Genomic DNA, 25,508 nt, shown 5'->3' with positions numbered 1-25,508 from the left:
TCTTTCATTCTTTTTAACAAAATAGGAAAGCAACTATGCAAGCATTATTAAAACTCACTAACTTTGTGAGCAAAACTTTCGCACTATGGGCGATTGTTTTTGCTCTTCTCGCCTTTCTATTCCCGGCGCAATTTAAAATTTTTGCCCCCTACATTCCTTACCTTTTAGGTTTGGTAATGTTTGGCATGGGGATTACCTTAACTTTTGCTGATTTCAGTGAAGTGGCTAAACATCCTAAATCTGTATTTATTGGTGTAGCGGGTCAATTTATCATTATGCCTGCTATTGCATTTGGATTAGCCAAAGCCTTTGATTTGCCTGCTGATTTAGCAGTTGGTGTGATTCTTGTGGGTTCTTGCCCAGGCGGGACCTCATCAAACGTAATGACTTATTTAGCGAAAGGTAACACCGCGCTTTCTGTTGCTTGTACCACTATCTCAACCTTACTTTCACCAGTATTAACCCCTGCCATTTTCTATGTATTAGCAAGCCAATGGTTAGATATTGATGCAGGTGCAATGTTTATGTCTGTATTAAAAATGGTATTGTTCCCAATTTTCTTAGGTTTAGTTGTTCGTGCACTCTTCAAAAAACAAGTGGAGCAAGCAAGCCAAACTATGCCATTAGTCTCTGTTATCTCTATCGTCTTAATCCTGGCAGCGGTAGTAGCAGTAAGTAAAGATAAAATCGTAGAATCAGGCCTATTAATTTTCAGCGTAGTGGTTTTACATAACTGCTTAGGCTATTTAATTGGTTACTTTGCAGCGAAATTATTTAAACTTAATACTGCAGATAGCAAAGCGGTGGCAATTGAAGTGGGTATGCAAAACTCAGGTTTAGGAGCCGCACTGGCTGCCGCACATTTCAACCCAATTGCAGCGGTACCAAGTGCTTTATTTAGTTTCTGGCACAATGTATCAGGTCCAATTTTGGCAAATATTTTCTCCAATATCAAAAATGAAAAATAAGCGATTTGGGCAAAAAATAAGGGCGGAAATTATATTCTGCCCTTTTTACATTTTATTGTTTTACTTAACCGAACCACAATTTAAACAATATAAATACTGCCCTTTTGGATCATTAAATTTGGTTAACACATTCAGTTGTTTTTTCACTTGATGCACTTCCTGTGGTAATCCTAACCAATTTGTCAGTAACGCTTGGCCTTTTTGTTTAAGCTTGCGATCTAATTTAGCTAAGAAGCTATTATCTTCATCAACCAACCATTGCACACTAAAATTATCCATGTATTTATCAGGATGTTGATTGACTAGCGCGACCACTTTATCAATGGCTATATCAATATCACCTAATTCGTCGACTAAGCCATTTTTCTGTGCATCTTGTCCTAACCAAACTTGGCCTTGAGCAATTTTATCCACTTTATCTTTTGATAATTGACGCCCACGGCTTACTACATCTAAGAAACGATCATAACCATTTTCAATACTAAGTTGGTAAATATCCTGAGTATTTTTACCCAATGGACTCAACGCTGACGTTTCTGCGAGATCTGTTGTCGCTACGCCATCGGTACTCATTCCCATTTTTTTGATTGTATTTTCAAAGGTTGGGAATAGTGCAAAAATCCCGATTGAGCCTGTAATCGTATTTTTATCAGCCACGATATAGTCGGCAGTTGAAGAAATCCAATAACCACCAGAAGCTGCCATGCCCCCCATTGATACTACAACAGGTTTGCCTGCTTTTTGAAGATTTTCAGTTTCCTGGCGAATAATTTCAGAGGCAAATGCACTGCCACCCGGTGAGTTAACACGGAGAACAACAGCCTTCACTTTCTCGTTATCGTAGGCCTGTCTTAATAACTTCGCAATAGTATCGCCACCTGCAGATTCTTCATCACTTTCACCATCAATAATTGTCCCTTCGACATTCACTACCGCAACAATATTTTTTTCATTTGGATCAACAGAGAAACGATCGCCTAAATCAGATAAATAATCTTCAAAATCCACTAATTTGGCTTTGCCTTCTTCACCTTGCCCAAAAAGCGCGGTCAATTTTTTATCTAAATCCAATCTTGTCGCAAACTGTGTCACTAACTGACGTTTCTTCACATAAGCCGTTTCATCACCTTTTAATGCTTTTAAATCACTAATGTATTTTTGAGCATTCGGTAATACATCATTGGCAGTAATATGACGATTAACCATTAATGTTTGCATATAGTTTTGCCACATGCCACCAAGCCATTTTTGCATATTCGCTTTTGCTTCTGGCGACATATCATCACGCAAGAATGGTTCTACCGCGGACTTATAAGTCCCTACACGGAAAATATGAGGTGTAATTTCAAGTTTTTCGAGCATAGATTTAAAGTAAAGATTTTCCTGACGCAAACCTTGAATACCAACTTGCCCAATTGGATTGAGATAAATGTCATCCGCAAAACTCGCAAGGAAATATTGTGCCTGCGTGTAATTGTCGGCATAAGCAATAACCGGCTTTTCTGACTCTTTGAAACTTTGAATCGCTTTTCCTACATACTCTAATGATGGAAGATCGCCCCCTTCAAAGTCATTTAAATTCAACACTAAACCACGAATTCGTTCATCGTCTTTCGCAGATAAAATACTTTGCACCACATCAAAAGTGGAATATTTATAAGAGACTTTTTCATTATTTAAACGTTGAAATTCCTCTTGCCAACTCAGCATATCTTCCGTGTTATCTGCAAGATAGCCTGTTAAATTTAAATATAATGCGCCTTGATCGCCCGATAAAACTTGGTTTTTCTTACCATCACTAAAAAGGCTGACAAGCACAATCAACGATAAAACAAATAGTAAGAACACAAAATTCATCACAAGATTTCGGATAAAATTGAGTGCTTTACAACAAAATTTCAATACGCTTAAAATGACATTCATGCGAAATTAAACCTTTAAAACAGAAATAAAAATTGTGCGTAGCCTATCATAAAGTCCTATGAAAAACTATGTTATAATCAACCGCACTTAACTAGAAGAAGGAAAATACTATGGATGCATTAACCCTTTTAACACAACGTAAATCGAATAAAAAATTAACCGCTCCTGCACCTAGCCAAGTGCAATTAGAACAAATGTTTCAAGCAGCTTTACATGCCCCTGATCATGGTAAACTTGAACCTTATCATTTCGTGGTAATCCAAGGCACAGGTTTAAGTAAATTGGAAAGCTTGCTCAAAGCAGCGGTGACTGAATTTGATTTAGGTGAAGAACGATTAAAAAAAGCAGAAAATTTTGCACGCCGTGCGCCGATGGTCATTGCGGTGATTGCTAAAATTAATCATGAAGTGAAAAAAGTACCGGGTTGGGAACAAATGCTTACTGCGGGTGCGGCTACTTATGCAATTCAACTTGCGGGTAATGCACTTGGTTTTGAAAGTTTTTGGGCAACTGGTCCTCTCGTTGAGGGACGTGAATTACGTGAAGCATTTGGCTGTGGTAAAAATGATAAGATTGTTGCCTTATTACAAATTGGTACAGCTGCTGAAAAATTAGAAAGAGACTGTAAACCAAAAGATTTATCACGTTTCGTGAGCCATCTATAAAGAAAAAATCAAAAAAGGCGGAAATTTCCGCCTTTTCTATTGTTATTATTCAGACTCGCCTTCTATCCCACTTCGGATTTTATGTTCAAACGCCGTATAATCAACTAAAAAGGCATCATGACCATAATCCGACGGAAACTCGTAAAATTTTAAATCGACTCCCGCTTGTTCTAAAAGCTGTTTACTTTTATGTAAATCAATGGATTTAAATAGTTGATCTGTCGTGACGGATACTAACGTATAACGTGCTTTAATTCGAGATAAAGCTTCTTTTACATCCGCATAACCAACACTTGGGTCATATAAATCCAGTGCACGTAATAAATGCAAATAAGTGTTGGCATCAAAACGATCTAAGAATTTTTTGCCTTGATAACTCAAATAGGATTCTACTTGAAAGTGGTCGCCCCAAAATTGCCCTTCAGATTTAGTTGCACGACCAAATGCCTTAGCCAACTGCACATCGGTACGATACGTTAACATTCCTAACATTCGCGCAATGGAAAGGCCTTGATTAGGTGGCGTGCCATCATAATAGTCACCATTATTGAAATTCGGATCATTAATCACCGCTTGACGCATGACATGGTTAAAACCTATGGCTTCCGCACTAAAGAAGATAGAAGAACAAAGATTCACAATGTTATCCATAAAATCTGGATAATCAATTGCCCATTGTGTGGCTTGCATACCGCCAAAAGAGCCCCCCACTATTGCTTTTAAATGCGCTATGCCAAGATAGTCAAGTAAAGCTTTTTGTACTTTGATAATATCTTGAACAATAATATTCGGGAACTGGCTACCATAAGGCTTTCCAGTAGTGGGATTCATTGAGCTTGGTCCTGTTGTTCCTTTGCACCCGCCTAATACATTTGAACAAATAAAAAAGTATTTAGATGTATCAAATGCGAGGCCCTCCCCCATAAAATTTTGCCACCAACCATCTTTATTCGGTTCATCAAAATAAGGTTCGGCATCTCCTGTTAAGGCATGACAAATTAATACAGCATTACTTTTATCTGCATTTAAAGTCCCGTAAGTTTGATACGCGACATTAATAGGAGAAAGCTGTCCACCCAATGTTAATTGGAGGAGATTGTCTTGAAAAAGCACGACATTTTGCACAGCCATTAAAATGATAACCTTTTACGTTGATGATTTACCAATTATCAACAGCTCATATTTTTTGTCAAGAAATTTTAGACGTTTAGACGTCTAAATATTCCCTTATTAATTTAATAACCAAATTACACTTGAAATTATTTTGATTTTTCAGTATGTTAGCTATATGCAACTATCTAAAATGCTGTCAAAAAAGACCTTACTTTCATGGCCCTCACGCCCTCCTCTGAAAAAACTCCTTGGCTACGCCTTGGGGTTAGGGTTATTTGTGTTGATTGGTTGCTTCACCATTGATCGCGCTGTGAGTTTCTATGTACAGGATCGCGTTTATGAAGACATTAAAACGCTCCCACATCGTCACTATGCATTAGTATTGGGCACATCAAAATATATAGCCAAAGGTAAAACCAACAAATATTACGACTACCGTTTAGAAGCATCAAAAAGCTTAATCGATCAAAATAAAGTTGATTATTTATTGCTAAGTGGCGATAACCGAACGATTCAATATAACGAGCCACGTACCATGTTTCTGGATCTCCGCAAAATGGGCGTGTCTGAAAGTGTCATGTTTAAAGATTTTGCAGGATTCCGCACCTTAGATTCTGTTGTGCGAGCCAATAAAGTTTTCCAAGTTCCATCCTTTACGATCATCAGTCAAAAATTCCATTGTGAACGTGCTCTGCTTATTGCGAAACATTACGATATTGATGCTATTTGTTTCACTGCGAAACAGCCTGAAGTTTATTTTGGAACGCGTGTCCGCGAAATGTTTGCTCGCGTAAAAGCCGTATTAGACTTAATTATTGGTGTAAAACCTTATTTTCTTGGCGCCCCAGAACCCTTGCCTATGCCGGCTGAATAGTTAATGATTCTTTAATTTTTACCCTGTTTAATCAAAAAAGATCTAAATTAAAAGATTTTTATACCATTTTTTATTATATTTATTTGACAATTTTTACTTAAATCGCTATTTCTAATAGCCATCATAAAACACAACATCTTACTTTTTTCATTTTAGAGGATTATCTTATGTCTCATTTATCGGTAGCAAAATTTGGCGGTACATCTGTTGCAAACTATTCGGCCATGCAGGCCTGTGCCAAAATCATCATTGCAGATCCTAATACTCGCGTTGTGGTACTTTCTGCATCCGCTGGTGTCACAAACTTATTAGTAGCCTTAGCCAATGGCGTAGAAGCTGAAGAACGCGCAAAATTAATTGGTGAAGTCCGCCAAATTCAAGAAAATATTTTAAATGAATTAAAAGACGACAGCCGTGTGCGTCCTGTCATTGAAAAATACTTAGAAAATATTACCGCACTTTCTGAAGCGGCTAGCCTTGCAACATCACTTGCTTTAACTGATGAACTCATTAGTCATGGTGAAATGATGTCAACGCAAATTTTCATTGAGGTATTAAGAGAATTACAAACCACCGCAACTTGGGTCGATGTGCGTACTTTAGTCGCAACCAATGATAACTTTGGTAAAGCGGCACCAGACGATGCTCAAACTCAAGCAAATTGCGATAATTTATTAAAACCATTAATCGACCGAGGTGAATTAGTCATCACCCAAGGTTTTATCGGTCGTGAACCAGGCGGTAAAACGACCACTTTAGGTCGTGGTGGTAGTGACTACTCTGCTGCACTTTTAGCAGAAGTATTAAACGCAAAAGATGTCTTAATTTGGACTGATGTAGCGGGAATTTATACGACCGATCCACGTATCGTACCAAATGCACAACGTATTGATACCATGAGCTTTGCTGAAGCAGCTGAAATGGCAACCTTTGGAGCGAAAGTATTACACCCTGCGACATTGCTTCCTGCTGTGCGCAGTAATATCCCGGTTTATGTAGGTTCAAGTAAAGCACCTGAAGCTGGCGGTACTTGGGTTACTCGTGATCCGCAACCTCGCCCAACATTCCGTGCAATTGCATTACGTCGCGATCAAACCCTACTAACGCTTTCAAGTCTCAGTATGCTACATGCACAGGGCTTCCTGGCGAATGTATTCACTATCTTAGCGAAATATAAAATTTCAGTGGATACGATCACAACCTCTGAAGTAAGCATTGCATTAACCTTAGATAAAACTGGTTCTGCATCATCAGGTGTCGAATTACTTTCTCCGGAATTATTAGAAGAATTAAGTCAATACTGCACCGTGAAAGTCGATACAGGCTTATCGCTTGTCGCATTAATTGGCAATGACTTACATCTCGCTTCTGGCGTAGCAAAACGTATTTTTGACACCCTTGAAGGCTATAACATCCGCATGATTAGCTATGGAGCAAGCACCAATAATATTTGTATGCTCGCGCAAAGTGACAAAGCAGATGATGTTGTTCGTTCATTACACAAATCTTTATTTGAATAAAAAATTTACAGAAAGTGCGGTTAAAAATAACCGCACTTTTTACGTTTAAGATTTGAGATTACAGCCAAAAAAGAGTAAAGTAATCGTTTGTCTGATTTATAAACTTACGCAAACTTAAGGCGGAAATTATGGGAAAAAGTGTTGTTGTTCTTGGTGCTCAGTGGGGCGATGAAGGAAAAGGCAAGATCGTTGATTTATTAACAGATCGTGTTAAATATGTGGTGCGTTACCAAGGTGGCCACAACGCAGGTCACACGTTAATTATTAATGGTGAAAAAACTGTATTACGTTTAATTCCATCAGGTATTTTACGTGATAACGTGACCTGTTTAATCGGTAACGGTGTGGTACTTTCTCCTGCTGCATTAATGCAAGAAATGGGCGAATTAGAAAGCCGTGGCGTAAAAGTACGTGAACGTTTATTAATTTCAGAAGCTTGTCCATTAATCCTACCTTATCACGTTGCAATGGATCACGCTCGTGAAGCCGCGTTAGGCAAAAAAGCTATTGGTACAACCGGTCGTGGTATCGGCCCAGCTTATGAAGATAAAGTGGCTCGTCGTGGTTTACGCGTGGGTGATTTATTCAATCGCGAAGCCTTTGCTGAAAAATTAAAAAATATCCTTGAATACTATAATTTCCAATTGGTGAACTACTACAAAGTAGAACCTGTTGATTATCAAAAAACATTAGACGATGTATTCGCGGTAGCTGATATTATTACTAGCATGGTGGCAGATATCACAACCATCTTAGATACTGCTCGCAAAAATGGCGACAACATCCTATTCGAAGGTGCACAAGGTACGATGCTTGATATCGACCACGGCACCTATCCGTATGTAACCAGTTCTAACACCACGGCAGGCGGCGTAGCAACAGGTTCTGGTTTCGGTCCTCGTAACCTTGATTATGTGTTAGGTATCATCAAAGCATACTGTACACGTGTTGGTGGCGGGCCATTCACCACAGAATTATTCGATGAAACTGGTGCTGAAATTGCACGTAAAGGTAACGAATTTGGTGCTGTAACTGGTCGTCCTCGTCGTTGTGGTTGGTTTGATGCAGTAGCCATTCGCCGTGCAATTCAACTTAACTCGATTTCTGGTTTCTGTATGACTAAATTAGACGTATTAGATGGCTTTGATGAAGTGAAAATCTGTACGGCTTACAAAATGCCAAATGGCGAAATCGTTGAATATGCACCATTAGCAGCGAAAGATTGGGAAGGCGTAGAGCCAATTTACGAGACTTTACCTGGCTGGAAAGAAAATACCTTTGGTGTGACTGATATAAATAAATTACCACAAACTTGCCGTAATTACATCAAACGTATCGAAGAAGTAACTGGCGTGCCAGTGGCTATCCTTTCAACGGGTCCAGATCGTATTCAAACAATGATTTTACGCGATCCATTTGCGGCCTAAAACAGCATAAAAATAAACCGCACTTTGGCACAACCAAGTGCGGTTATTTTTTAAGGAGTTTTTGATGACTGAGCAAGATATTGTTGACTATCTAAAAAATCACCCTGATTTTTTTACCCATCGCCCTGAATTACTCCAACAGCTTACTATACCTCACAGGCATGAAGAAGGGACGATTTCGTTAGTCGAAGCACAGCTTGCGCAGCAACGAGAACAAATCAAAACGCTTACTCAACTCCTCGAAAAATTTCATCAGCTTGCTCATCAAGAAGCCGATATCTTCTTTGCTCTTTTGCCTTTGCAGAAAAAACTATTTCAAACAGAAGACTTTATCACCATCAATGAAAAGTTAGATGACTGGGCAAAAGGCTATGAGCTAGAAGGTGCCAAAATCTTACTTTTCACAGATAGCTGGCAAAAAAATACGACTATTCCTGAACAATATTGGTTAGACCGAAAAGCCTTTGAACTCATTCGCTTAGAGCGCATGGGATTACGCCAATTCTATTTAGGTGATCTCTCCAATAAAGAAAAAGCCCTCATGTTCCTTCCTGAAGAACTCCCTATCGGCTCTGTGGCGATTTGCCGTTTGGGTGGAGCACCGCAAAAACCAACCGCACTTTTACTCTTCAAATCTCGAGACACAGACCGTTTTCACAATGACCAAGACACCACATTTCTTCGACATTTAGTCGATATTGTGGAATTGCATTTGGGAAGATGGCTTTAAACGTTATTAATATCAAATTATTGATCCTGCTCACAATTTCAAAAAAAATAAACTTTCTTTATTTTTCAACTCTTTCTACAATACCTTTGTTTTTATTATTAAAAACACACAATTCAATTTAACTTCAGATATCACAAGGGTCTAATTATGAAAATTTTAACTTGGCCTGTGGTTACAGGTGCTGCACTTGGTATCGTTGCGCCACTTCTCACTTACAATGGCAATCCTGGTAATATGGGATTTTGTGCGGCTTGTTTCTTACGCGATACAGCCGGATCGCTTGGATTACATCACGCAGCCCCATTACAATACCTTCGCCCAGAACTCATAGGATTAGTTTTAGGTACACTCGCCAGTGCATTCTTATCTAAGGAATTTAAACCTCGTGGTGGCTCTGCCCCACTCGCTCGTATTAGCTTAGGCTTCTTTGCGATGCTTGGTGCACTCATTTTCTTAGGTTGTCCATGGCGTGCTTATTTACGATTAGGTGGCGGTGATCTCACTGCAATTGCCGGTATCGTAGGATTATTTGCTGGCGTATTGGGTGGCATTTTCTTCGCTAATCGAGGATTCTCATTAGGTAAATCTAAGGAACAAAGCCAATCTTCGGGTTTAATTGGTCCTATTTTTGCCGTAATTTTGCTTGTTTTAGCCTTAACCCAATTTAAATTTGGTGAAAATCTAGCGATTTACACCTCTGAAAAAGGGCCAGGAGCACAACATGCGGCTATTTGGATGTCACTTGCTGGCGGATTACTTCTCGGTGTGCTGATGCAAAAATCACGTTTTTGCACAATTGGAGCATTCCGAAACTTTGTCCTCTTCCGTGATGCACACTTATTAAACGGTGTGATTGCATTGATTGTCTTTGCGGCAATAACTAATGCCTTATTAGGTCAATTCCATTTAGGCTTTGAAAAACAACCTATCGCGCATAATGACTATCTCTACAATTTCCTTTCTATGGCGCCTTGTGGTCTTTGCTTTGCATTAGGCGGCGGTTGCCCTGGTAAGCAATTAGTCAATATTGGTGAAGGGAACAATGACTCAGCATTATTTGTACTCGGTATGCTACTAGGTGCAGCTGCAGCACATAACTTTGGCTTAGCTGCTGCCCCTTCAGGTGTTGCAGCCTTTACGCCTCATCTTTTAGTTGCCGGCTTTGCGGTTTGCTTATATATCGCATTAACTAATAAATCTGAAGCCTAATATCCATTCAGAATAAACAAAAAGGAAGTCCATTATAACTTCCTTTCTTTTTTAGTTTTAAAAAGTGCGGTCATTTTTAACCGAACTTTCTTTAATCACTAAAGAATATTCTTCTCACCACGAGAAAGACTGATTAAGCCTGAACGAACAATTTCAAGTAATGTGCTTTCTTCTTTCACAGCCTCAACAAAAGCATCTAATTTGTCTTTTGTACCCGTTAACTGAATGGTATAAGATTTTGTTGTTACATCGACAATCTGACCACGGAAGATATCGGCTAAACGTTTTAACTCATCACGTGATGAACCCGTTGCACGTACTTTCACTAGCAACACTTCACGCTCAACGTGCTCATGTTCACTCAAGTTAATAACTTTAAACACATCCACTAATTTGTGAAGCTGCTTTTCGATTTGTTCGAGCACTTGCTCATCACCCACTGCTTCAATCGTCATACGAGAAAGGGTTGGGTCGTCCGTAGGTGCTACGGTTAAGCTTTCAATGTTAAATGCACGTTGGGAAAATAAGCCGACCACTCGAGATAATGCACCGGATTCATTTTCTAATAAAACAGATAAAATTCTACGCATTATTCGTTCTCCTCTTGTGGTTTGCTTAAAATCATCTCATTCATCGCCCCGCCGCGAACTTGCATTGGGTAAACGTGTTCGGTTTCATCAACGTTAATATCAACAAAGACCAATTTATTTTTAATGCTGAAGGCTTCTTGTAATTTGCTTTCTAATTCATCTGGTGTCGAAATTTGAATCCCCACATGGCCATAAGATTCGGCTAACTTCACGAAATCTGGTAAAGAATTCATATAAGTTTGAGAATGGCGGCCTGAGTAAATCAAATCCTGCCATTGTTTCACCATGCCTAAGAAGTGGTTGTTCAAACAAATCACTACAACTGGAATACCATATTGTGTTGCCGTTGAAAGCTCTTGGATATTCATTTGAATACTGCCATCACCCGTTACACAAACTACAGTTGCGTCAGGATGTGCAAGTTTCACCCCTAATGCAGCAGGTAAACCGAAGCCCATCGTACCCGCACCACCTGAATTGATCCAACGACGCGGTAAATCAAACGGATAATGTAATGCAGCAAACATTTGGTGTTGCCCTACATCCGATGCCACATAAGCTTGGCCTTTTGTAATACGATATACCGCTTCCATCACTTGCTGTGGTTTGATGACGCCTGAAGTGCGGTCGAAATCCAAGCATTTTTTTGCTTTCCATTCATCGATTTGTTTCCACCAATCTTCTAAATGATTTTGTGGACGTGAACCGATTTCTTCACCTAATAAGCTTAAGAATTCATCCAATACATTTTTCGCGTTACCTACAATTGGAATGGCCGCAGGTACGTTTTTAGAAATAGAGGTTGGGTCAATATCAATCTGAATCACTTTTGCATTCGGACAATATTTATCTAAGTTGTTAGTGGTACGGTCATCAAAACGCACTCCAACACCAAGAATTAAATCACTTTCATGCATCGCTGTATTGGCTTCATAAGTCCCGTGCATCCCAAGCATGCCTAAAAATTGTTTGTCCGTACTTGGGTACACGCCTAAACCCATTAACGATGAGGTGACCGGTAAATTTAAACGTTGTGCGAATTGTGTTAATTCTTTATGACAGCCTGCCGCAATTGCACCACCACCCACGAATAAAACCGGTTTTTTAGCCACTAATAATGCTTTTAATGCTTTCTTAATTTGACCTTTATGACCATTTACGGTTGGATTATAAGAACGAAGCTCAACAGATTTTGGATATTCGTAAGGATATTTTAAAGTCGGGTTTACGGTATCTTTTGGAATATCTACAACAACAGGACCAGGACGGCCTGTTGAAGCAATATAAAAGGCTTTTTTCAAGATGCCTGGAATGTCTTCTGTTTTTTTAACGATAAAGCTATGTTTAACCACTGGGCGAGAAATTCCCACCATATCACATTCTTGGAACGCATCACGACCGATTAAGCTACTCATTACCTGACCTGAAATGATCACCATTGGTACCGAATCAGTATAAGCGGTCAAAATACCCGTAATCGCATTAGTTGCACCTGGTCCTGATGTTACTAACACACAACCCACTTTACCTGTTGCACGTGCGTAACCATCAGCCATATGCACCGCTGCTTGCTCATGACGGACTAAAATATGCTCAATCCCACCAAGGGTATGGATTGCATCATAAATATCCAATACGGCACCGCCTGGATAACCAAATAAATACTCAACGCCTTCATCACGCAAAGACTGAACCACCATTTCCGCACCGGATAATTTCTTCATATTTTACTCCTAAAACTGACCGCACTTTTATTTGTTACGATTCGTGTCAAAACAATGGAAACATCATACCGAAAGAAAACGGCTTGTCCAGCATTGCAAAAGTCTAAAAAAACAAATTTAAAAGAATTAAAGTCTGGAAAAATATAAAAATAAAGTTTTAAATAAAGATTAGAGTCAAAAAATAAAAAGAATTGTATTTTTATATAGAGTTTTATAAAAAATAAAAAAATTTTATTCTTTTGTTAAGAAATTTGAACTAGATCACATTTTAAATGTTGTGTTCTCTTATGAGTGGAAGGAAAAGAATCAATGACAAGAAAAAACCGCACTTGGAAGCCCAAAAGTGCGGTTAGATTTTAAGACGTTTTAATTAGCCGTTATAGCGTTTGAACACTAAAGTTGCGTTTGTACCACCGAAACCAAAGCTGTTTGACATGACAGTTTGTAAGCCTGCATTTTCTTTTGTTTCAGTCACGATATTGCAGCCTTCTGCCGCTTCGTCTAATGTTTCGATATTAATGCTTGGTGCAATAAAGTCATTATGTAACATTAATAAGGTATAGATTGCTTCGTGTGCACCTGCTGCACCTAAAGAGTGACCGGTCATTGATTTGGTTGAAGAGATCGCTGGAATTTTGTCACCAAATACATTTTTGATTGCACCTAATTCTTTTACGTCACCAACTGGTGTTGATGTACCGTGTACGTTGATGTAATCAATTGGAGTATCCACAGTTGCCATCGCTTGTTTCATACAACGCTCAGCACCTTCACCGCTTGGCGCTACCATGTCGTAACCATCAGAGGTTGCACCATAACCTACAATTTCTGCGTAGATTTTTGCGCCACGTGCTAATGCGTGTTCTAATTCTTCAACCACTACAACAGCACCACCACCTGCGATAACAAAACCATCACGGTTTGCATCGTAAGCACGAGACGCTTTTTCTGGAGTATCATTGTATTTAGTTGAAACCGCACCCATTGCATCGAATTCAGTCGCACATTCCCAAGATAATTCTTCCGCACCACCAGCGAAAACCACATCTTGTTTACCTAATTGAATTAATTCAACTGCGTGACCGATACAGTGTGCAGACGTTGCACAAGCAGAACTCATTGAGTAGTTCACGCCACGGATTTTGTAAGGGGTTGCTAAACAAGCTGACACACTTGATGCCATGGTTTTAGTTACCGCATAAGGACCAATCGCTTTCACACCACGTGGACCACGTACTGCATCACAAGCCACTAATTGGTTGTGCGCAGAACCAGTACCTGCACCGATTACAAGACCTGTACGGTCATTTGAAACTTGATCTTCTGTTAAACCTGAATCTTCAATCGCCTCACGCATAGAAAGGTATGCATAAGCTGCCGCATCACCCATAAAACGATATACTTTACGATCGATATGCTCGCTTGGATCAAGTTTGATTGTACCCGCAACATGGCTACGCATTTTCATTTCAACAAACTCAGGTACGACTTCAATACCAGATTTACCTGCTTTTAATGAAGCCAAAACTTCTTCTTTGTTGTTACCGATACTTGAAATAATACCAAAACCAGTAATTACAGCTCTTTTCATTCTTTATTCCTTATGAGTTAGGGGAAATTTAATTCAACTTACAGTTGTTAGCTGAACGCAATTTACTATGAAATGAAAATATTGCAAGCAATAATTCATTTGTTCGACCAGTTAAGTTTTAACCGACTCAAAATTTCCATGTTATTATAAAAGAATTTGATAAGGCAAAAAAGGGCTAACACATGTTCACCATTCAGCACGCAAAAATTCATTTTAACGAAGAGAATACCCCCGTTTCAGATAAGTTTGATGACGTGTATTTTTCCAATCCAGATGGTTTAGCAGAAACCCATTATGTGTTTTTAGAAGGTAATCAGTTGTGGGAACGTTGGGTTCATTACCAAGAGGCCCATTTTGTTATTGCTGAAACAGGATTTGGCACAGGATTAAATTTCTTTGCGGTGACCTCGCTATTCCGTGAATTTCGTCAGAAATATCCAGATTCACCTCTAAAACGCCTTTATTTTATCTCTTTTGAAAAATACCCTTTGCCACTTGATGCATTACAACAAGGCCATTTAGCCTATCCGCAATTTTCTCGTCTTGCTCAGCATTTACAACAGCATTGGCTTAATCCTATTCAAGGTTGCTATCGTTTTCATTTTGATGAAACCACGTTAGATCTTTGGTTTGGCGATGTCGCTGAAAATCTGCCGCAACTGGGCGATTATATGAATGGTAAAATTGATGCGTGGTTTTTAGATGGTTTTGCACCGAGTAAAAACCCCGACATGTGGAATGAACAGCTTTATCAGCAAATGTTTCGTTTTACCAAGCCTCAAGGCACTTTGGCTACCTTTACCGCGGCAAGTGCAGTTAGAAAAGGCTTAGAAAATGCAGGCTTTAATATTAAGAAACGCAAAGGCTTTGGTAAAAAACGGGAATGTCTTTCTGGTCAAAAAACGCAGGAAAAACTGACCGCACTTTCTGCTCCCTGGTTTCATAGTCAGCCAGCCAATCTAAACAAGCAAGATATTGCCATTATTGGTGATGGAATTGCCTCTCTTTGCACGGCTATCTCCTTGCTTAAACGCGGCGCGAAAATTACGATTTATTGCGAAGATGAACAAACTGCCCTGAATGCATCCGGCAATAAACAAGGCGCTTTTTATCCGCAACTGAGCGATGATAACGAACGCAATATTTGTTTTTATATTCATGCTTTTGCCTATGGCCATCAATTTCTACAATGGGCAATTCAACAACAAATCGAATTTGAACATGAGTTCTGTGGTGTCGCACTTTGTGCTTACAATGAGAAAGCTGAAAGTAAATTAAATAAAATCGCTGAGCTGAATTTGCCTTCTGATTTATATCAGTCACTAAACCAAACTGAATTAAGCGAAAAAGTAGGTTTACCGCTACCTTTTGGTGGCGGTTTTATTCCTCAAGGCGCTTGGCTTGCACCACGTCAGTTAGTTCAGCATGCTTTTGCCTTTTTAGAAAAACAAGGTGTCCAGATTAAAACATCACAAAAAGTAACCGCTCTTTCTCAAACAGAAAATAGTTGGCAAATCACTACAGCTGAAAATAAAACTTTCTGCCATGAAGTGGTTGTTTTAGCAAACGGGCATAAACTCACTGAGTTTGAACAAACGCAAAAACTGCCACTCTACCCAGTTCGCGGACAAGTGAGCCAAACTCCGACATCGGAAAACTTACTTAAACTCAAAACCGTGTTGTGCTATGACGGCTATTTGACTCCTGTAGATCAAGCGAAAACCAGTCATTGTATTGGTGCCAGTCATGTTCGTGATAATGCGACTCGTGAATTTAGCCTAACAGAACAACAAGAAAATCAACAAAAAATTCAGCAAAATATACCTGAAGAGTGGACAAAAGAAGTAGATACATCGGGTAATCTTGCTCGAATCGGTGTACGTTGTTCGGTACGTGATCTTACGCCAATGATGGGCGCTGTTCCTCATTTTCCAGCACAGCAAGTGCAATATCAAAATTTGTTTAATTTACGCCGCCGTAAACAGCCAATAGAACAAGCTGAAAACTACCCTAATCTCTATTTAATCGGTGCATTAGGCTCACGAGGATTAACCTCTGCGCCGTTTTTAGGAGAAACACTTGCTTCTTTAATTTATGGCGAACCCTTACCGATGAGTGAAGATCTGATTCACAACTTAATGCCAAACCGCAGTTGGGTCAGACGCTGGTTGAAAGGGGCGGACGTGAAATAAAAAAAGTGCGGTTAAAATTCAACCGCACTTTTTTAATACAAGCTTAAACGTTGTAATCGCTGTCTGGCGATTTCTTTAGTTTCTTCTTTTTTTGCTGTATTCATAATTTCTAAATAGAGCAACTTGGCTAAACCAATATTGACTTGTGTTCCAATCCCTTCTTCATACAAACGAGCTAAACGGAATTTTCCTTCATTACTACCCGCATTTGCTGCCTTTTGAAACCATTCAAAGGCTTTGGTAAATTCTTTCTGATTGGTATAGATTTCCCCTAATGTAAGCATGGCATCAGGATCTTTTGTCGCACTGGTTTCAAATAATTTAATCGCTTGAGCGGTATCTTGTTTCACATAGTTGTTGCCGTTGAAATACATGACAGCCAAATTATTGATGGCTTTAATACTGCCTCGCTCAGCGGCTTCGCTAAACCACCAATAAGCCAACTCTTTATTTTCATCTACTCCGCGACCTAAATTATAAAGCATCCCTAAATTGCTTTGCGCTTGTAAATTACCTTCCAAAGCTAAAGGATACATAATTTCAAAAACGGCTTTCCAATCTTGTTTCTCAGCCAGTTTTTGCGCCAGATCCATTTTTTGCTGCTCCGTCATTTGCGCTTTATCCACCAAATCAATAGTTTTCATCGCAAATGCTGAACTGCTTAAGGTGAGCGTGGTGAGGAGTAAAAGTTTGGCTAATGTCTTCATCTTATAATGTCGCTATCAATAAAATAATCAAAAAAATGGCGGATGTTCCGAATTCTATTAGACCGACTTGCTTAACCGAAAGTTTCTTGGTGGGCAAATAAATGGCACGAATTAACGCTGGTACAAAAGCAAGTGATAAGACATATTGTTGGGTAAACAAGCAACCGAGCACACAAAGTATATGAAAAATAATAGAGGCTTTGAGATAAAGCGGATTTTTGCGTTCACGCATCATTGATTTGACGTAAAGCGTTGTGCCAATAAAGAATAAGCTTGGATACAGTGCTACCCACCAGATTTTTTCGTCAAAAGTGCGGTCGGAAAAATAATAGGATCCCATACCTGCAAGGGCAAAAATTGCAATACCTGCTAAATCATTGAGAAGATTGCGTTCATCTTTTTTCTTGGTGTAATAGATACTCACCAACACAAAAGGAAACATGGCGGCAATAAAGAAAAGAATTTGCCAGTTATAAAAAATGGCAGGAAGCGCAAATAAAAAAGCTGCGACACCATAGATGATTGTCCACTTTTTATATTCCGCCATATTTTTGCCTTTAAAGAGACTCAGCATTGGGTAACTCAGCAAATACATCGTGAACCAAGCTAAAAGCAAAAAGAAATGCGCCCAAACAGGTGAAGCTAATAACATACCGTAAACAAAAGGCAATAATGCCATCACAATGGCGCCATATTGATTCGAAATCAGGAGTTTCATAGTTTCCTTTAGTTGATAAAAATTCTCAATTATTTTATCTCACAATTTCTTGATTTACAAAGTCTAAAACCACCTTTAGAATGGAATTATCTTCATCAAAAAGGAGCCATTATGTCTATTCAACGCATTCAACCAAGCAAACGCTTTTCTGAAGTGGTCATTCATAATAATACTGCCTATTTTGCAGGCCAAGTACCGGAAAAAACCGTTAAGCAAAATGCTTACGAGCAAACCAAAGAAGTCCTTTCACTGACCGATAAATTATTGGCTGAAATTGGTTCTGAAAAAAGCAAAATTCTTACCACGCAAATCTTCCTTGCTGATATGGCAGATTATGCTCAACTCAACCAAGCATGGGATGAATGGGTTGATAGCCAAAATCCACCAAGCCGAGCAACGGTAGAAGCGAAACTTGCCGATCCTGATTGGAAGGTTGAGATCGTGATTATTGCAGCCGTGTAAGCACAGTTTTTTCAAAATGTGATCAACCGCAAAGAAACTTTTTTGTTTTTCCTTTACACTAAACACTGAATTCAAAATAAGGAGTAATGTATGCAATCATGGATACCAGAAATATGGCAAGCTGCGGTGATCGGGCTTGTAGTTGGCGTAATCTTAGGATATTTGCTATTACGTTTAACAAAAGGTTCTGTTAAAAAACAAGTTCAGACCGAAGCTGAACTGAAAGAAGTGAAAACACAATTAAGCGATAAACAAGCACAACTTGAAAAACATTTTGCTGAAAGTGCCGAATTATTTAAAACCTTAATTGGTGATTATCAAAAACTCTATCGTCACTATGCAGTTTCATCTGAAACCTTGCTTGGCAGTAAACCAGCCGACAAAGGTTTATTTACCCAGCAATTAGTGACCGCCTCATCAGAAAGTAAATCAGAAGAACCACCTCGCGATTATTCCGAAGGTTCATCTGGCTTATTAAAAACAGATAAAGAAAACCAATAATAATTAACGGTTGAATAATAAAAAATCGGGGATTAAATACTTAATCCCTGATTTTTTATTAGTGATTACTCAATACTTGAGCCGGTTGTAACTTCGCGGCTCGACTGGCTGGATAAAGACTGGCGAGTAAACTCAATACCAATGCCGCCACGAGAACTAATACAACATCGAACCAATGTAATTCACTTGGCAAGAAATCAACGAAATAGATGCCATCTGATAACAATTTTTTACCGAGTAGTGCCTCGATGCCTTGAATAATCGGCGTGAGATTCAGTGCGAGTACGACACCTAATACGATACCAATCAAACACCCTTTCATCCCTGCAAGTAAACCATACCAAATAAAGATTTGTTTAATAAAACCATTATTTGCCCCTAGGGTTCGCATAATCGCAATATCACCTTGCTTATCTTTTACCGCCATAATTAAGGTTGAAACGATATTAAAACACGCCACCCCAATGACAAGCACCATCGCGATATACATCACGGTACGGATAAGCTGAATATCTCGATACATATAGCCAAATTTTGCCACCCAGTTTTGAATATAAAGCAGTTGCGGATAATCATTTAGCATCGAATAATCCATTTCTTGTACTTTGAATGGATCATCAACTTTTAATTCAACACCAGTAATTTGATCTTCACGATATCCCATTAATTCTTGCGCTTGAGGTAATGCCAGTAAGGCATAACTGTGGTCTAACTGACCATCTAAACGTAAAATAGCGGTCACTTGAACACGCTCACGATTAGGCTGAGCCATTTGATCTTCACCATTAGGTTGAGAAATCAATAACGACACCCAATCACCTGCTTTAACATCTAACTCTTTGGCAATACCAGAGCCCAGCACCAATCCACCTTCTTCTGCGAATTTCTGCCAGCCATCACCTTCCACAAACTTACCAAGAGAACTCACTTGATCTTCAGCTTGTTTATCGACCCCTTTCACTTGTACAACTTTAAGTTTATTGCCATTTTCGACTAAGGCTGTAAAACTCACAAAAGGTGAAAGTGCGGTAATTTTTTTGTTTGTTTTTAGACGTTCCGCAAGGTTCTGCCAATGGTTTAATGTGGCTTCATTAGCATGTGGATTAACGGTGATTTCCGTGTGTGGCACGACAGCCAAAATACGTGAATTCAATTCACGCTCAAAACCATTCATCGCACTTAATCCCACAATCAACACTGCCACACCCAGCGCGATACCGATAGCAGAGAATTTTGAAATTAACGCCACCAACGGATTCTTTTGCTTACCCTGTTGATAACGCCAACTAATGAAAAAAGGCGTATTCATTATGCACCTTCCTTCAAAATGCCGTCTTGCATGGTTAAGCAACGAGCCAGTTTTTGCGCTAACAACATATCATGTGTAACCAATAAAAATGCAATGTTTTGTTCCGCATTCAAGGTTTGAATCAACTCAAAAATACTTTCTGTGGTTTTATGATCCAAGTTACCAGTTGGTTCATCAGCCAAGACAAGAGCAGGGTTATTCACCAATGCACGAGCAATCGCAACACGTTGACGTTCACCTCCCGAAAGTGCAGATGGACGATGAGTAATGCGGTGACTTAAGCCAACTGCGCCTAATATTTTTTCAGCACGATCTTTTGCTTCTGTTTTATTCTGACGACCAATTAACATCGGCATCATCACATTTTCTAACGCTGTAAAATCCGCCATTAAATGATGAAATTGATATACAAAACCGAGATTTTGGTTACGTAATTTAGCCAATTCACTTTCAGACGCTTTTTGCAAAGATTGCCCTTTAATAAAGACTTCCCCACTACTTGGCTGATCTAAACCACCCAAAGTGTGCAATAAAGTACTTTTTCCTGAACCAGAACTCCCCACAATCGCAACCAACTCTGCAGGTTCCATAGAAAAAGAAACGCCTTTTAACACTTGCGTTTGATTTTCACCTTCTTGATAAAATTTATTGATATTTTCGCATTTTAATAAATAGTTATTCATTTTTTACTCTTTTTAACCGCACTTTAGCAGCAAATCATCTCATTAAAAACTTGCGCGAGTCTATCACACTTTTCCCTGAGCTTAAATTTCAATGCGCCCAAAGTATTCAAATCCCGTTTCAGGAAAATATTTTTTAAGATAACCCTTTAAATAATCTTGCGTCTCTTGACTAATGATAGGATCGTATTCAGGATAACCGTTATACATTACGCTTAGCACTGACACACCATGAGAACGACAAGCCTCTAAACTTAATAATGTATGGTTTATGCTACCTAATTTTCCCGATGTCACTAAAATCAAAGGGTAATTATTTGACTGGATATAATCTAACGTCGTCGCATCGTCACAATAAGGCACCATTAACCCACCGGCCCCCTCCAACAATACATAATCATATTTTTCTGCCAAAAGTGCGGTGGATTTTTCAATCATTTTTTCATTAATTTCTTGCCCTTCGAGCTTTGCCGCTAAATGAGGAGAACAAGGATATTCAAAAAGATAAGGGCAGGTATCACCTTGTAAATCTTCTTTCGTCAAATCAATTCCTTGAATCTTTCGATGTACAAGCAAATCATCAGCAATATTTTTACAGCCTGTTTGAATCATTTTTTGTGTAATAACGGAAAAGCCTTGTTCCATCAACTTTTTAGCATAAATGCCCGTTGCAACTGTTTTACCTACATCGGTATCAATGCCCGATACAAAAATAACCTTGCCCATAAATACGCCTTACTAATTTCCAACACGAGAATAACGTGCGATAAAAAACAATGGATGATAAGTTAACCGCACTTTACCCGATGGCAACCTAAAAGCCTGTAAGTAGTCATCAATAAATTTGTTGAGATTTTTTCTTGTCCAATTTTTCTGGTTAGTCGCTGTTACACCGGTATATTTCAGATGTTTGAGTACATCCAATGGTGTATCAAACTCTAGTATTACATTAAAATCCTCACACCATAAAAGCTCAAAATCATTGGCTAACCAATTTTGCCATTGAGATAAATTCGGATAACTTAACCCCACATTCGTCATTTGGCGAATCTCTTTTAAATTATCTTCACCAAAGCTCGTAATCGCCAATAAACCATTAGGTTTCAATCCTGTTTTACAATGGGAAATAAAATTGTCAGGATGATGGAACCACTGTAAAGCTGATGCACTTGCAATCAAGTCAAATTGTCGTTGAAAAGGAAAGTTCTCTGCATCACCACAATAAAAATCAAAGGGTTGAATCAGCTTTTCAGCGAGTAGAGAGCACACATCGCACAAATCATTAAATAACCAATAATTGGCTGAAATCTGTTTCTGCAACAACGTACTCAACATACCAGACCCGCAACCAAGCTCCAAAACACTATCTAGTGACCCATTTGGTAAATAGTCTTGCAAATGCATCATTAACTTAATATTCATTTTTTGTTGAATTAACGCATGTTCATCATAGCTATTTAAGGCTTTTTGGAAGGCGTGTTGAATGCGCGATTTATTTACGGAAGTTAATGATTCCATAATGCCGACCAGTGGCTAAATCTTGAAAACACATAATGTTCACCTTCTATTTCCTGAACCGAACAACGCAATGCCCAATATTGGTGCTGATTAGCTGGCATAAAAATTTTATCGCGAGAACTAATCAATGCATTTGTCCAGTGAATAAGATCTGTGCGTTTATCCTGCTGAATCATCGCAAAAAGTGCGGTGAGTTCTTGATGAATTTCGTTAAATGGTCGTGCAGAAAATTGCTGATAACGTTCAAAAGATACTTTATCACCACAGATTCTACGTTCAAACTTTGAACGAGTATTTTCTGTGAGATTCTCTAGCGTACCTTTAAAAATAGCGTAAGGAATACCGAAGCTATCATCACAAGGTAAACCTGTGCCATTCACTGTGGTTGCTGATTGTAAGGTGATTCCTTGTAATACTCGCTCAGCCGCCCAAACACCCATTGACCATGCCACTACACGAATTTGCTGATAGGCAGAAAAATCAAAATCTAACGTCAAATCTTGATAATCGTAGCAAATTAATAAATTGTGATTTGTTGGCAAAATCAAATGAGCTACAGCATCAAGAGGTGTCCCCCAACCAGCAAAATAAACTATTAAATGCTCACCTTGATGATCATAAAATTTCGTTTTCACATTATTTCCTTATAAGCATGCCACAAACTGTTTTACTTCATCCATTGTCATATCTGCCGTCAAAGATAATCGTATTCTGGATGTACCTTTTGGTACTGTCGGTGGTCTAATCGGCAAGCAATAATAACCTTGCTCTTGCAGAGCTTTCGCCTTAGCAAGGGTTGCTTCATTCTCGCCTAAAATATAAGGAACGATGCAAGTTTGGCTTGGCATTATTTGCGTTCTATGCTCCACTTCTTGGCGTAAAAATGTACTTAACTGCTCAAGATGCGTTCTTTCTTTTGAAAATTGTGGCAATCGTTCAAAAATAAAATGAGTCCACGCCACATTAAACGGCGGAAGTGCGGTTGAAAAAATCAATGGACGCATTTGATTAATCAAACACTCTTTTAATATTTGATCACAGACGACATAAGCCCCCATTGAAGCTAAGGCTTTGCCAAAAGTGCCAACCAATAAATCTATATCAGCTATCACATTAGCTCGCTCAGCAATACCTAATCCGTTTTTACCATAAACGCCTATTGCATGGGCTTCATCCACATAAAGATAAGTATTTGGAAACTGTTTTTTTAATTGAACAAGATAGTTCAAATCAGCTACATCGCCATCCATACTAAAAACCGACTCTGTCACAATAAAAGTGCGGTCAAATTTTCCGGCATTTTTCTCGAGCAGATTCTTTAGATGTTGATAATCATTATGACGATAACGAAAGAACTCACATTGGCTTAAACGAATGCCATCAATCATGCTGGCATGCACTAATTTATCTGCCAAAATTAAACTTTTTGTTGTCGTCAACGCCGGTAAAATACCAAGATTGGCGTGATAGCCACTGTTAAATAATAAAGCGCTTTCTCGTTGGAAACGTTGAGCAATGAGCTGCTCGAGATCGGTATAAATAGGAAAATTTCCCGTTAATAAACGAGACGAAGAACTGGTAAAAGAAGGGAAATTATCACCATATTGCTGTAAAAAAGACTGGCGCAAGTTTTCATTCGATGCCAAACCTAAATAATCATTAGATGATATATTCAGCATTTTGCGATTTTCTCGCGTAATATATCGTCCTTGATGAACTAAGTCTGGAATTGAACGATATTGATTTTGCGCGCTAAGCTTTTCCAGTTGCTGTTTAAAAGCATCCATTTTTTATCCTAATGTTCATATTCCTGCGTTAAAGCCAGAATCATGCCTTCCGTTAATTTATGAAGTTCATCATCTTTAATCACAAATGGTGGCATCACATAAACCAGTTTACCGAAAGGTCGAATCCAAACACCTTGTTCCACAAAACGCGGAACTAAAGTTTTCATATTTACCGCACTTTTCATTTCAACCACTCCAATCGCCCCTAATACGCGAACTTCTTTGACGTAATCTTTTTCAGCTAAAGGCAAAAGCTGTTGTTTTAAGGAAGACTCAATTCGCTGAATATTTTGCTGCCAAGGACTTTCCAACAATAAACGGATAGATTCTGCCGCAACCGCACAAGCCAACGGATTTGCCATAAAAGTGGGCCCGTGCATAAAGCATTTAGCCTCACCGCTACAAATAATTTGCGCAATTTCAGTGGTCGTAATGGTTGCCGATAAAGTTAAATAACCACCTGTTAAGGCTTTACCGATACACATAATATCTGGCGAAATCCCAGCATGCTCGGCAGCAAATAATTTCCCTGTGCGGCCAAAACCTGTAGCAATTTCATCAAAAATTAGCAATACACCATATTGTTTACAAAGCGCTTGCGCTTTCACTAAATAAGTTGGCGAATAAAAATACATACCACCCGCACCTTGCACGACAGGCTCTAAAATAAGTGCGGCGATTTCGCGACCTTTTTTCTTAAGTAAATCAGCTAAAGGCTCCATCACACAATCATTCCAAGATTCATTAAATGGAATATTGGGTTGAGGAAGGAAATATTGTACGGGCAGGCTATGATGAAATAAATAATGCATCCCTGTGGTTGGATCACACACCGACATCGCATTCCAAGTATCACCATGATAACCAGAACGAATAGTGGCGAATTTTTGCCTTTGTACTTCCCCTTTAGAGTGCTGATATTGAATAGCCATTTTCATCGCTACTTCCACAGCAACAGAACCACTATCAGCAAAAAAGATCTTATCTAATCCATTTGGTAAAATTTGTACCAATAATTGGGCTAATTCCACCGCGGGTTCATGGGTAAAACCGCCAAACATAATATGACTCATTTTTGCTAACTGATTCTGCGCAGCTGCATTTAAACGAGGGTGATTATAACCATGCAACGCTGCCCACCAAGAAGACATGCCATCAATCAAACGACGGCCATCTTTTAAGGTTATCATCACGCCATCAGCACGTTCTACCGCATAAAGCGGCATATCAGAAGAAACTGAAGAATAAGGATGCCAAATATGTTGTGTATCAAAAGCTAAAAGTGATTGTTCATCCATCA

The 25,508-nt window shown here is 39.0% G+C and carries 24 protein-coding genes; 10 read left to right on the top strand and 14 right to left on the bottom strand.

Annotation, left to right across the window (positions count from 1 at the left end; all coding sequences use genetic code 11):
* The first annotated feature begins 35 nt into the window (after positions 1-35).
* Positions 36-968 carry a bile acid:sodium symporter family protein gene (locus tag DPV97_RS03680; RefSeq protein ID WP_070714638.1) on the top strand — a complete coding sequence of 311 codons (933 nt, stop codon included), beginning with the start codon at positions 36-38 and terminating at the stop codon, positions 966-968.
* 60 nt (positions 969-1,028) lie between these two features.
* Here the strand turns inward: DPV97_RS03680 and sppA are convergent, their stop codons facing one another.
* Positions 1,029-2,891, bottom strand: coding sequence for a signal peptide peptidase SppA (gene sppA, locus DPV97_RS03675; protein ID WP_070714640.1), 1,863 nt, complete (start codon positions 2,889-2,891; stop codon positions 1,029-1,031).
* 110 nt (positions 2,892-3,001) lie between these two features.
* Between sppA and DPV97_RS03670 the strand changes: the two genes are divergently transcribed.
* Positions 3,002-3,556 (top strand): nitroreductase family protein, encoded by a 555-nt coding sequence (locus tag DPV97_RS03670; protein ID WP_049384943.1) that lies wholly within the window; start codon positions 3,002-3,004, stop codon positions 3,554-3,556.
* A 45-nt stretch (positions 3,557-3,601) separates the two neighbouring features.
* On the opposite strand, the gene metX is transcribed toward DPV97_RS03670, so the two are convergent.
* Positions 3,602-4,687 carry a homoserine O-acetyltransferase MetX gene (gene metX, locus DPV97_RS03665; protein ID WP_070714642.1) on the bottom strand — a complete coding sequence of 362 codons (1,086 nt, stop codon included), beginning with the start codon at positions 4,685-4,687 and terminating at the stop codon, positions 3,602-3,604.
* Between the two features lie 172 nt (positions 4,688-4,859).
* Between metX and DPV97_RS03660 the strand changes: the two genes are divergently transcribed.
* From DPV97_RS03660 to yedE, 5 genes are all read left to right on the top strand, one after another.
* Positions 4,860-5,543 (top strand): SanA/YdcF family protein, encoded by a 684-nt coding sequence (locus tag DPV97_RS03660; protein WP_410002438.1) that lies wholly within the window; start codon positions 4,860-4,862, stop codon positions 5,541-5,543.
* A gap of 167 nt (positions 5,544-5,710) precedes the next feature.
* Positions 5,711-7,063, top strand: coding sequence for a lysine-sensitive aspartokinase 3 (gene lysC / locus DPV97_RS03655; RefSeq protein ID WP_070714647.1), 1,353 nt, complete (start codon positions 5,711-5,713; stop codon positions 7,061-7,063).
* A gap of 128 nt (positions 7,064-7,191) precedes the next feature.
* Complete coding sequence (purA, locus tag DPV97_RS03650; RefSeq protein WP_070714648.1) at positions 7,192-8,490, top strand: adenylosuccinate synthase; 1,299 nt, start codon at positions 7,192-7,194, stop codon at positions 8,488-8,490.
* A gap of 64 nt (positions 8,491-8,554) precedes the next feature.
* On the top strand, positions 8,555-9,220 hold the full coding sequence (locus DPV97_RS03645) for a DUF484 family protein (RefSeq protein WP_070714650.1): 666 nt from the start codon (positions 8,555-8,557) through the stop codon (positions 9,218-9,220).
* A 147-nt stretch (positions 9,221-9,367) separates the two neighbouring features.
* Complete coding sequence (gene yedE / locus DPV97_RS03640; protein ID WP_070714651.1) at positions 9,368-10,429, top strand: YedE family putative selenium transporter; 1,062 nt, start codon at positions 9,368-9,370, stop codon at positions 10,427-10,429.
* Positions 10,430-10,527: 98 nt separating this feature from the next.
* On the opposite strand, the gene ilvN is transcribed toward yedE, so the two are convergent.
* The 3 genes from ilvN to fabB all read right to left on the bottom strand — a co-directional run bounded on the left by ilvN (position 10,528) and on the right by fabB (position 14,334).
* The gene (ilvN, locus tag DPV97_RS03635) at positions 10,528-11,019 is read right to left on the bottom strand and encodes an acetolactate synthase small subunit (RefSeq protein WP_005695880.1); all 492 of its coding nucleotides are present in this window, start codon (positions 11,017-11,019) and stop codon (positions 10,528-10,530) included.
* Positions 11,019-12,743 (bottom strand): acetolactate synthase 3 large subunit, encoded by a 1,725-nt coding sequence (locus tag DPV97_RS03630; protein WP_070714654.1) that lies wholly within the window; start codon positions 12,741-12,743, stop codon positions 11,019-11,021. Before DPV97_RS03630 ends, ilvN begins: the two co-directional genes overlap by 1 nt.
* A gap of 370 nt (positions 12,744-13,113) precedes the next feature.
* On the bottom strand, positions 13,114-14,334 hold the full coding sequence (gene fabB / locus DPV97_RS03625; protein WP_070714655.1) for a beta-ketoacyl-ACP synthase I: 1,221 nt from the start codon (positions 14,332-14,334) through the stop codon (positions 13,114-13,116).
* Positions 14,335-14,516: 182 nt separating this feature from the next.
* On the opposite strand from fabB, the gene mnmC reads away from it, so the two are divergent.
* Positions 14,517-16,526: a bifunctional tRNA (5-methylaminomethyl-2-thiouridine)(34)-methyltransferase MnmC2/FAD-dependent 5-carboxymethylaminomethyl-2-thiouridine(34) oxidoreductase MnmC1 gene (mnmC, locus tag DPV97_RS03620; RefSeq protein ID WP_070714657.1), complete on the top strand. Its 2,010-nt coding sequence runs from the start codon at positions 14,517-14,519 to the stop codon at positions 16,524-16,526.
* Positions 16,527-16,558: 32 nt separating this feature from the next.
* Here the strand turns inward: mnmC and DPV97_RS03615 are convergent, their stop codons facing one another.
* Together DPV97_RS03615 and DPV97_RS03610 are read right to left on the bottom strand one after the other, a co-directional pair.
* Positions 16,559-17,233 (bottom strand): tetratricopeptide repeat protein, encoded by a 675-nt coding sequence (locus DPV97_RS03615; protein ID WP_070714658.1) that lies wholly within the window; start codon positions 17,231-17,233, stop codon positions 16,559-16,561.
* A gap of 1 nt (position 17,234) precedes the next feature.
* Positions 17,235-17,951, bottom strand: a complete 717-nt coding sequence (locus tag DPV97_RS03610; protein WP_070714661.1) for a YwiC-like family protein — start codon at positions 17,949-17,951, stop codon at positions 17,235-17,237.
* Between the two features lie 111 nt (positions 17,952-18,062).
* Between DPV97_RS03610 and DPV97_RS03605 the strand changes: the two genes are divergently transcribed.
* The gene (locus tag DPV97_RS03605) at positions 18,063-18,413 is read left to right on the top strand and encodes a RidA family protein (protein WP_070714663.1); all 351 of its coding nucleotides are present in this window, start codon (positions 18,063-18,065) and stop codon (positions 18,411-18,413) included.
* A gap of 90 nt (positions 18,414-18,503) precedes the next feature.
* Complete coding sequence (locus DPV97_RS03600) at positions 18,504-18,914, top strand: Z-ring associated ZapG family protein (protein WP_049384956.1); 411 nt, start codon at positions 18,504-18,506, stop codon at positions 18,912-18,914.
* Positions 18,915-18,972: 58 nt separating this feature from the next.
* Here the strand turns inward: DPV97_RS03600 and lolE are convergent, their stop codons facing one another.
* The 7 genes from lolE to bioA form a co-directional block, all read right to left on the bottom strand.
* Positions 18,973-20,223, bottom strand: coding sequence for a lipoprotein-releasing ABC transporter permease subunit LolE (lolE, locus tag DPV97_RS03595; protein WP_070714664.1), 1,251 nt, complete (start codon positions 20,221-20,223; stop codon positions 18,973-18,975).
* Positions 20,223-20,906, bottom strand: coding sequence for a lipoprotein-releasing ABC transporter ATP-binding protein LolD (gene lolD, locus DPV97_RS03590; RefSeq protein ID WP_070714665.1), 684 nt, complete (start codon positions 20,904-20,906; stop codon positions 20,223-20,225). Before lolD ends, lolE begins: the two co-directional genes overlap by 1 nt.
* Before the next feature lie 81 nt (positions 20,907-20,987).
* Positions 20,988-21,629, bottom strand: coding sequence for a dethiobiotin synthase (gene bioD / locus DPV97_RS03585; RefSeq protein WP_070714666.1), 642 nt, complete (start codon positions 21,627-21,629; stop codon positions 20,988-20,990).
* A 12-nt stretch (positions 21,630-21,641) separates the two neighbouring features.
* Positions 21,642-22,421 carry a malonyl-ACP O-methyltransferase BioC gene (gene bioC, locus DPV97_RS03580; RefSeq protein ID WP_070714668.1) on the bottom strand — a complete coding sequence of 260 codons (780 nt, stop codon included), beginning with the start codon at positions 22,419-22,421 and terminating at the stop codon, positions 21,642-21,644.
* Positions 22,409-23,056 carry a DUF452 family protein gene (locus DPV97_RS03575; protein ID WP_070714670.1) on the bottom strand — a complete coding sequence of 216 codons (648 nt, stop codon included), beginning with the start codon at positions 23,054-23,056 and terminating at the stop codon, positions 22,409-22,411. Before DPV97_RS03575 ends, bioC begins: the two co-directional genes overlap by 13 nt.
* Positions 23,057-23,065: 9 nt before the next feature.
* Complete coding sequence (gene bioF / locus DPV97_RS03570) at positions 23,066-24,208, bottom strand: 8-amino-7-oxononanoate synthase (RefSeq protein ID WP_070714672.1); 1,143 nt, start codon at positions 24,206-24,208, stop codon at positions 23,066-23,068.
* A gap of 8 nt (positions 24,209-24,216) precedes the next feature.
* Complete coding sequence (gene bioA, locus DPV97_RS03565) at positions 24,217-25,506, bottom strand: adenosylmethionine--8-amino-7-oxononanoate transaminase (RefSeq protein WP_070714698.1); 1,290 nt, start codon at positions 25,504-25,506, stop codon at positions 24,217-24,219.
* Positions 25,507-25,508 lie beyond the last annotated feature (2 nt).

Source organism: Haemophilus parainfluenzae (genome assembly GCF_003253005.1).
Lineage (GTDB): Bacteria > Pseudomonadota > Gammaproteobacteria > Enterobacterales > Pasteurellaceae > Haemophilus_D > Haemophilus_D parainfluenzae_M.
This window is presented reverse-complemented; position numbering and strand designations above follow the sequence as displayed.

What these genes read in the sequence shown, in the direction of transcription:
- ilvN (WP_005695880.1), bottom strand. Translation starts at nt 11,019, where the DNA reads ATGCGTAGAATTTTATCTGTTTTATTAGAAAATGAATCCGGTGCATTA.
- purA (WP_070714648.1), top strand. Translation starts at nt 7,192, where the DNA reads ATGGGAAAAAGTGTTGTTGTTCTTGGTGCTCAGTGGGGCGATGAAGGA.
- metX (WP_070714642.1), bottom strand. Translation starts at nt 4,687, where the DNA reads ATGGCTGTGCAAAATGTCGTGCTTTTTCAAGACAATCTCCTCCAATTA.
- bioF (WP_070714672.1), bottom strand. Translation starts at nt 24,208, where the DNA reads ATGGATGCTTTTAAACAGCAACTGGAAAAGCTTAGCGCGCAAAATCAA.
- fabB (WP_070714655.1), bottom strand. Translation starts at nt 14,334, where the DNA reads ATGAAAAGAGCTGTAATTACTGGTTTTGGTATTATTTCAAGTATCGGT.
- DPV97_RS03610 (WP_070714661.1), bottom strand. Translation starts at nt 17,951, where the DNA reads ATGAAACTCCTGATTTCGAATCAATATGGCGCCATTGTGATGGCATTA.
- bioA (WP_070714698.1), bottom strand. Translation starts at nt 25,506, where the DNA reads ATGGATGAACAATCACTTTTAGCTTTTGATACACAACATATTTGGCAT.
- yedE (WP_070714651.1), top strand. Translation starts at nt 9,368, where the DNA reads ATGAAAATTTTAACTTGGCCTGTGGTTACAGGTGCTGCACTTGGTATC.
- bioD (WP_070714666.1), bottom strand. Translation starts at nt 21,629, where the DNA reads ATGGGCAAGGTTATTTTTGTATCGGGCATTGATACCGATGTAGGTAAA.
- DPV97_RS03660 (WP_410002438.1), top strand. Translation starts at nt 4,860, where the DNA reads ATGCTGTCAAAAAAGACCTTACTTTCATGGCCCTCACGCCCTCCTCTG.
- DPV97_RS03680 (WP_070714638.1), top strand. Translation starts at nt 36, where the DNA reads ATGCAAGCATTATTAAAACTCACTAACTTTGTGAGCAAAACTTTCGCA.
- sppA (WP_070714640.1), bottom strand. Translation starts at nt 2,891, where the DNA reads ATGAATGTCATTTTAAGCGTATTGAAATTTTGTTGTAAAGCACTCAAT.
- DPV97_RS03645 (WP_070714650.1), top strand. Translation starts at nt 8,555, where the DNA reads ATGACTGAGCAAGATATTGTTGACTATCTAAAAAATCACCCTGATTTT.
- DPV97_RS03630 (WP_070714654.1), bottom strand. Translation starts at nt 12,743, where the DNA reads ATGAAGAAATTATCCGGTGCGGAAATGGTGGTTCAGTCTTTGCGTGAT.
- bioC (WP_070714668.1), bottom strand. Translation starts at nt 22,421, where the DNA reads ATGGAATCATTAACTTCCGTAAATAAATCGCGCATTCAACACGCCTTC.
- lysC (WP_070714647.1), top strand. Translation starts at nt 5,711, where the DNA reads ATGTCTCATTTATCGGTAGCAAAATTTGGCGGTACATCTGTTGCAAAC.
- DPV97_RS03670 (WP_049384943.1), top strand. Translation starts at nt 3,002, where the DNA reads ATGGATGCATTAACCCTTTTAACACAACGTAAATCGAATAAAAAATTA.
- DPV97_RS03605 (WP_070714663.1), top strand. Translation starts at nt 18,063, where the DNA reads ATGTCTATTCAACGCATTCAACCAAGCAAACGCTTTTCTGAAGTGGTC.
- lolD (WP_070714665.1), bottom strand. Translation starts at nt 20,906, where the DNA reads ATGAATAACTATTTATTAAAATGCGAAAATATCAATAAATTTTATCAA.
- DPV97_RS03615 (WP_070714658.1), bottom strand. Translation starts at nt 17,233, where the DNA reads ATGAAGACATTAGCCAAACTTTTACTCCTCACCACGCTCACCTTAAGC.
- lolE (WP_070714664.1), bottom strand. Translation starts at nt 20,223, where the DNA reads ATGAATACGCCTTTTTTCATTAGTTGGCGTTATCAACAGGGTAAGCAA.
- DPV97_RS03600 (WP_049384956.1), top strand. Translation starts at nt 18,504, where the DNA reads ATGCAATCATGGATACCAGAAATATGGCAAGCTGCGGTGATCGGGCTT.
- mnmC (WP_070714657.1), top strand. Translation starts at nt 14,517, where the DNA reads ATGTTCACCATTCAGCACGCAAAAATTCATTTTAACGAAGAGAATACC.